Raw genomic sequence first — 5,684 nt, forward strand, 5'->3', positions numbered from 1 at the left:
TTGCGTGTCCCGCCCCGGGGCGGCGGGAACGGCGGTTGACGAACCGGCGGAGGCACTGGTCAACTGAAGCCGTGAACGCGTCCTGCCCGCTGGTGACCCGCAGCCACATCGACTTCGGTCGCGTGTGGTCCGCGGCGTGTCGCGGCTGAGCCGACCGTTCCCCCCGCCGCCCGGCTGACCTCCCGCCCGGCGCCGTTCCTCCCCTCCCGCCCGCACGGGCCCCGCCCGCCTCCGGACCGTCACCGCGCACCCGCGCGCGGCCGTACGCACCCGCACACACCCTGTGCGCGTTCGCCGGCGTCGCCCGCACGCGTCCGCACGAGGAAAGTCAGGCCTCAGCATGCCCCGCCAACTGCACCTCTCCGCCGCCCTGGACAGCCCCGGCCACGTCGACGCCGGGCACTACGCCGCCCTCGCCCGCCTCGCCGAGCGGGCCACCCTCGACTTCGTCACCCTCGACGACTCCTTCACCCCCGAACCGCGCCGCCCCGACGCCCTCGCCACCTTCGCCCGGATCGCCCCGCTGACCGAGCGGGTCGGGCTGGTGCCCACCGTCACCACCACCCACACCGAGCCGTTCCACACCTCGATCGCGGTCAACACCCTGGACTGGGTGAGCCGGGGCCGGGCCGGCTGGCTGGTCGGCGTCTCCGCCACCGAGGCCGAGGCCAAGGCCTTCGGCCGCCGCCCGACCGCCCCCGCGGACGCGCTCTGGGCCGAGGCCGCCGACGCCGTCGAGGTCGCCGCCCGGCTCTGGGATAGCTGGGAGGACGACGCGGAGATCCGCGACACCGCCACCGGGCGGTTCGTCGACCGCGACAAGCTGCACTACGTCGACTTCGAGGGTCCGCACTTCTCCGTCCGCGGACCGTCGATCACCCCGCGCCCACCGCAGGGCCGCCCGGTCGTCGCCGTCCCGGTGGCCGCCGTCGACCTCGCCCCGTACGCCTCCCCCGGCGGGCGCGCCCGGGTCGCGACGGCGATCCGGTACGCCGACGTCGTGCTGCTGGACGCCCCCGACCACGCCGCCCGGCTGGCGGCCGCCACCGAACTGCGGCTGCGCGCCGGCGAGCACCTGCGCATCCTCGCCCGGACCGACGCCGCCCTGCCCGACGACGCCGCGGCCGACCGCCTGCTCGCCGACCTCGCCGCGATCGGCACCGGCGTCGACGGCTTCCACCTCGTCCCCGCCGAGCCCGAACGGGACCTGGCCGCCCTCGCCGAACGGGTCGTCCCGGTGCTGCGCGCCCAGGGGCTGTTCCGCGCCGGGTACGCGGCTGGCCGCACCCTGCGCGACCACCTCGGCCTGGCCCGCCCGGCCAGCCGCTACGCCACCGCCGCCGCCACCAACACCCCGTCCACCATCCCGTCCGCTGCCGCTCTCGCCGAGGTGACCCGATGACGGACCGCCCGCTCAAGCAGATCCACCTCGCCGCGCACTTCCCCGGCGTCAACAACACCACGGTGTGGAGCGACCCGGACTCCGGCAGCCACATCGAGTTCGACTCCTTCCGCCACCTCGCCGAGACCGCCGAGCGCGGGAAGTTCGACTTCTTCTTCCTCGCCGAGGGCCTGCGGCTGCGCGAGAACAAGGGCCGCATCCACGACCTGGACGTGGTCGGCCGCCCCGAGTCGATCACCGTGCTGAACGCGCTGGCCGCCGTCACCACCCGCCTCGGGCTGGCCGGCACCGTCAACGCCACCTTCAACGAACCGTACGAACTGGCCCGCCGCTTCGCCTCGTTGGACCACCTCTCCGGCGGGCGCGCGGCCTGGAACGTGGTCACCTCCTCGGACGCCTTCACCGGGGAGAACTTCCGCCGCGGCGGCTACCTCGACCGCGCCGACCGCTACACCCGGGCCGCCGAATTCGTGCAGCTCGCCCGGGAGTTCTGGGACGGCGGAGCGAAGACCGTCCGGCACCGCGGCCCGCAGTTCGAGGCCGAGGGGCGGCTCTCGCTGCCCCGCCCACCGCAGGGCCACCCGGTGGTCATCCAGGCCGGGGACTCCGACGAGGGCCGGGAGTTCGCCGCCGCGACCGCCGACGTCGTCTTCAGCCGGCACTCCACCCTCGCCGACGGCCAGGCCTTCCACGCGGACGTCAAGCACCGGCTCGCCGCGTACGGCCGCAAGCCGGACGAGCTGAAGATCATGCCCGGCGTCACCTTCGCCCTCGGCGACACCGACGCCGAGGCCGCCGAACTCGCCGCCGAGGTCCGCCGGGCCCAGGTCGGGCCGCAGACCACGATCGCCTTTCTGGAACAGGTCTGGGGCATCGACCTGTCCGACCACGACCCGGACGGTCCGCTGCCCGCCGTCGACCCCGACCCGGACAGCGCCCTGGCCCAGGGCCGGGTCCGGATCGGCGACCCACTGGCCGTCGCCGCCCGCTGGCGGGCCCTGGCCGCCGAGAAGAAGCTCACCAGCCGCGAGCTGGTGATCGAGGTGACGGGCCGGCAGTCCTTCATCGGCTCCCCCGCGACGGTCGCCGAGCGGATCGACTTCTTCGTGCAGAACGACGCGGCCGACGGCTTCATCCTCGTCCCCCACCTGACCCCGGGCGGCCTGGACGCGTTCGTCGACCGCGTGGTGCCGCTGCTCCAGGAACGCGGGGTGTTCCGCACCGACTACAGCGGGACGACCCTGCGCGACCACCTCGGCCTGCCGCTCCCCGGCCGACCCTGAGACGGCCGACGCCGAGACGCCCGGGCCGGTCAGCGCCCGCTCAGATCCGGTACACCGCACCGGCCCGGGCGACCTCGACGGGGCCCGGGTACGCGGCGGCGGCGTCGCGGCGGTTGTGCTCGGCGTCGGTCCACGGGGGGATGTGGGTCAGGACGAGCCGGCGGACGTGGGCGGCGGCGGCGTGCTCGCCGGCTTCCCGGCCGTTGAGGTGGACGGCCTGGTAGGTGTCCCGGCCGTCGATGTAGGCGGCCTCGCAGAGGAAGAGGTCGGCGTCGCGGGCGAGTTCGACGAGTTCGGCGCTCTCGCCGGTGTCGCCGGAGTAGACGAGCGCGCGGCCGTCGTGTTCGAGGCGGAAGGCGAAGGCGTCGACGGGGTGGTTGACCTGGGCGACCTCGATCCGGAACGGGCCGAGGTCGAAGGCCCCGGGGGTGAGGGTGTGGAAGTCGAAGACCTCCTTCATCCCCGGGTTCTCCGGCATGTCGTAGGCGCGGGCGAGCCGTTCGGCGGTGCCGGCCGGGCCGTAGACGGGCATCGGGTCGGGGCAGCCCTCGGCGCGGTAGTTGCGGGCGACCCAGTAGGCGCACAGGTCGACGCAGTGGTCGGCGTGCAGGTGGCTGAGCAGGACGGCGTCGACCTCGTAGATGTCCACGTACTTCTGCAGGGCGCCGAGGGCGCCGTTGCCGAGGTCGAGCACGACGCGGTAGCCGTCGGCCTCGACGAGGTAGCTGGAGCAGGGCGATTCGGCGGACGGGAAGCTCCCCGAGCACCCCACCACGGTCAGTTTCATCCGAGCCCCTCCGCCCCGACACGTCCTGGCTGCTGCTGGAAAACGGCAGGCCGGGCCGGTGAAACCGGCCGGTAGCACTGCTTCGCGTGTCGAGAGTAAGGGCGGAGCGGCACTTTGCCCCCGTCCCCGTGCCGGGCTGTGGCTGGAATCACCAGAACGCCGGGGCGGGGGCGGTGCCGTCCGTTCGGGTGCCGTCGGGTCAGCGGTGGCGGGGGCGGTTGCGGGCCCAGGCCTTGATCGTGTCGGGGTACCAGCGGGGGTGGCCGCTGCCGTCGAGGACGTCCGGGGCGGGCAGCAGACCGTGCCGCCGGTAGTTGCGGACGGTCTCGGCCTGCACGTTGATGTGGCGGGCGATCTCGGCGTAGGACCACAGCTCGGAGCTTCTCCCCACGAGGCACCTCCGGAGGGGCGGGGCGGGCGTACGTGAGGCAGCCTGTCCGGGCGTTGGCGACTCTTCACCACAGAACGGGCACCGTGGTCATTCCGTGACGAACCGGGAGCACGCTGCGGACAAATGCCCGGCCGTCCCGGCACTCACGGTGGTGGGGGCCGCCATGGGCCCGGTACGGTTCGCGCCATGAACAGTTCGACCGGGGTCTGGGTGGTCCTGGCGGTGGCGGGCGTCGCACTGCTGGCCGCCGTCGTGCGGGCGCTGGTCCGGCGCACCCGCCCGGCACCGCGACCGGCCGGGCCGACGGCTCCGCGCCCGCGCCCGGCGGCCAAGGGCCGCCCGGGGCCGCAGCCGCAGGAGATCTGGTGGGCGGAGGTCCCGTTCGAGGACGGCCCGGGGTCGAAGGACCGCCCGTGCCTGGTGCTGCGGGTGCACGGCCGCACCGCCACCGTCGCGAAGATCACCAGCAAGCACCACGCCGAACGCCCGGGCGTGCTGCCGCTGCCGCCCGCTTCGGTGGGCGACCGGCAGGGCCGCACCAGCTGGCTGGAGACCGACGAGCTGCGCGAGGTGCCGCTGTCGGCCTTCCGCCGCCGGGCCGGCACGGTGGACCGGCAGGTCTGGTCCCGCGCGCAGCAGGCCCTGCAACGCGGCTAGGGCCTCAGGTCTGAAGCCGGCCGTCCGGCACCGCTAGGGCTTTTTCTCAGGCCCAGAGCTGCCCCTGCAGCGCCTCGACGGCCGCCTCGGTGGTCTCCGCGGTGTAGATGCCGGTGGACAGGTACTTCCAGCCGCCGTCGGCGACCACGAACACGATGTCGGCGCGCTCCCCGGCCGCCGCGGCCTTGCGACCGACGCCGAGCGCGGCGTGCAGGATCGCGCCGGTCGAGACGCCCGCGAAGATGCCCTCCTGCTGGAGGAGTTCGCGGGTGCGGCGGACGGCGTCCGCGGAGCCGACCGAGAAGCGGGTGGTGAGCACCGCGGCGTCGTACAGCTCGGGGACGAAGCCCTCGTCGAGGTTGCGCAGCCCGTACACGAGGTCGTCGTAGCGGGGTTCGGCGGCGACGATCCGCACGCCGGGGACCTTCTCGCGCAGGTAGCGGCCGACGCCCATCAGGGTGCCGGTGGTGCCGAGGCCGGCCACGAAGTGGGTGACGGTCGGCAGGTCGGCGAGGATCTCGGGGCCGGTGGTGGCGTAGTGGGCGCCCGCGTTGTCGGGGTTGCCGTACTGGTAGAGCATGACCCAGTCCGGGTGCTCGGCGGCGATCTCCTTGGCGATCCGGACGGCGGTGTTGGAGCCGCCGGCGGCCGGCGAGGGGATGATCTCGGCGCCCCACATGCGGAGCAGTTCGCGCCGTTCCTCGCTGGTGTTCTCGGGCATCACGCAGACCATCCGGTAGCCCTTGAGCTTGGCGGCCATGGCGAGCGAGATGCCGGTGTTGCCGCTGGTGGGTTCCAGGATGGTGCAGCCGGGGGTGAGCCGGCCGTCGGCCTCGGCGCGCTCGATCATGTGCAGCGCCGGACGGTCCTTGATCGAGCCGGTGGGGTTGCGGTCCTCCAGCTTGGCCCAGAGCGTCACCTGTCCGTCGGTGTTGCCGGGGACGGCCGCGGACAGCCGCGGCAGGCGGACCAGCGGGGTGTTGCCGACGGCTTCGAGCGGGCTGTCGTAACGCAAGGGAGGCCTCCGGCCACGGCGGTGAGGGTGCGGAAGGGCGGGCCCCCCCCGCCCCCCGGCGGGGCGCGGGGGGGGGGGTGCGCACCGCCGGCGCCGGCCCCGCCGGGCCGCGGGGTGATGCCGAGCGCGAGACCGCGAGGGCGGGCTCT

Annotated in this window: 6 protein-coding genes; 3 read left to right on the plus strand and 3 right to left on the minus strand. The window is 74.5% G+C overall.

Annotated elements, in window-relative coordinates:
• Positions 1 to 340: 340 nt before the first annotated feature.
• A complete protein-coding gene (locus tag ACFV6I_RS37000; RefSeq protein WP_380430430.1) occupies positions 341 to 1,402 on the plus strand; it encodes an LLM class flavin-dependent oxidoreductase in 1,062 nt (353 codons plus the stop codon).
• A complete protein-coding gene (locus ACFV6I_RS37005) occupies positions 1,399 to 2,685 on the plus strand; it encodes an LLM class flavin-dependent oxidoreductase (protein WP_380430433.1) in 1,287 nt (428 codons plus the stop codon). The genes ACFV6I_RS37000 and ACFV6I_RS37005 overlap by 4 nt, the downstream gene beginning before the upstream one ends.
• A 40-nt stretch (positions 2,686 to 2,725) precedes the next feature.
• Here ACFV6I_RS37005 and ACFV6I_RS37010 read toward each other — a convergent pair whose 3' ends face one another.
• Positions 2,726 to 3,472 (minus strand): MBL fold metallo-hydrolase, encoded by a 747-nt coding sequence (locus ACFV6I_RS37010; protein WP_350881195.1) that lies wholly within the window; start codon positions 3,470 to 3,472, stop codon positions 2,726 to 2,728.
• Positions 3,473 to 3,671: 199 nt separating this feature from the next.
• Positions 3,672 to 3,863 carry a MerR family transcriptional regulator gene (locus ACFV6I_RS37015; protein WP_208869099.1) on the minus strand — a complete coding sequence of 64 codons (192 nt, stop codon included), beginning with the start codon at positions 3,861 to 3,863 and terminating at the stop codon, positions 3,672 to 3,674.
• Positions 3,864 to 4,049: 186 nt separating this feature from the next.
• Here ACFV6I_RS37015 and ACFV6I_RS37020 point away from each other — a divergent pair, with 186 nt between their 5' ends.
• Positions 4,050 to 4,520, plus strand: a complete 471-nt coding sequence (locus ACFV6I_RS37020; RefSeq protein ID WP_363370274.1) for a type II toxin-antitoxin system PemK/MazF family toxin — start codon at positions 4,050 to 4,052, stop codon at positions 4,518 to 4,520.
• 46 nt (positions 4,521 to 4,566) lie between these two features.
• Here ACFV6I_RS37020 and ACFV6I_RS37025 read toward each other — a convergent pair whose 3' ends face one another.
• Complete coding sequence (locus tag ACFV6I_RS37025; RefSeq protein ID WP_063349213.1) at positions 4,567 to 5,535, minus strand: PLP-dependent cysteine synthase family protein; 969 nt, start codon at positions 5,533 to 5,535, stop codon at positions 4,567 to 4,569.
• Between the last annotated feature and the right edge of the window lie 149 nt (positions 5,536 to 5,684).

It is taken from the genome of Kitasatospora sp. NPDC059803 (assembly GCF_042732255.1).
Lineage (GTDB): Bacteria > Actinomycetota > Actinomycetes > Streptomycetales > Streptomycetaceae > Kitasatospora.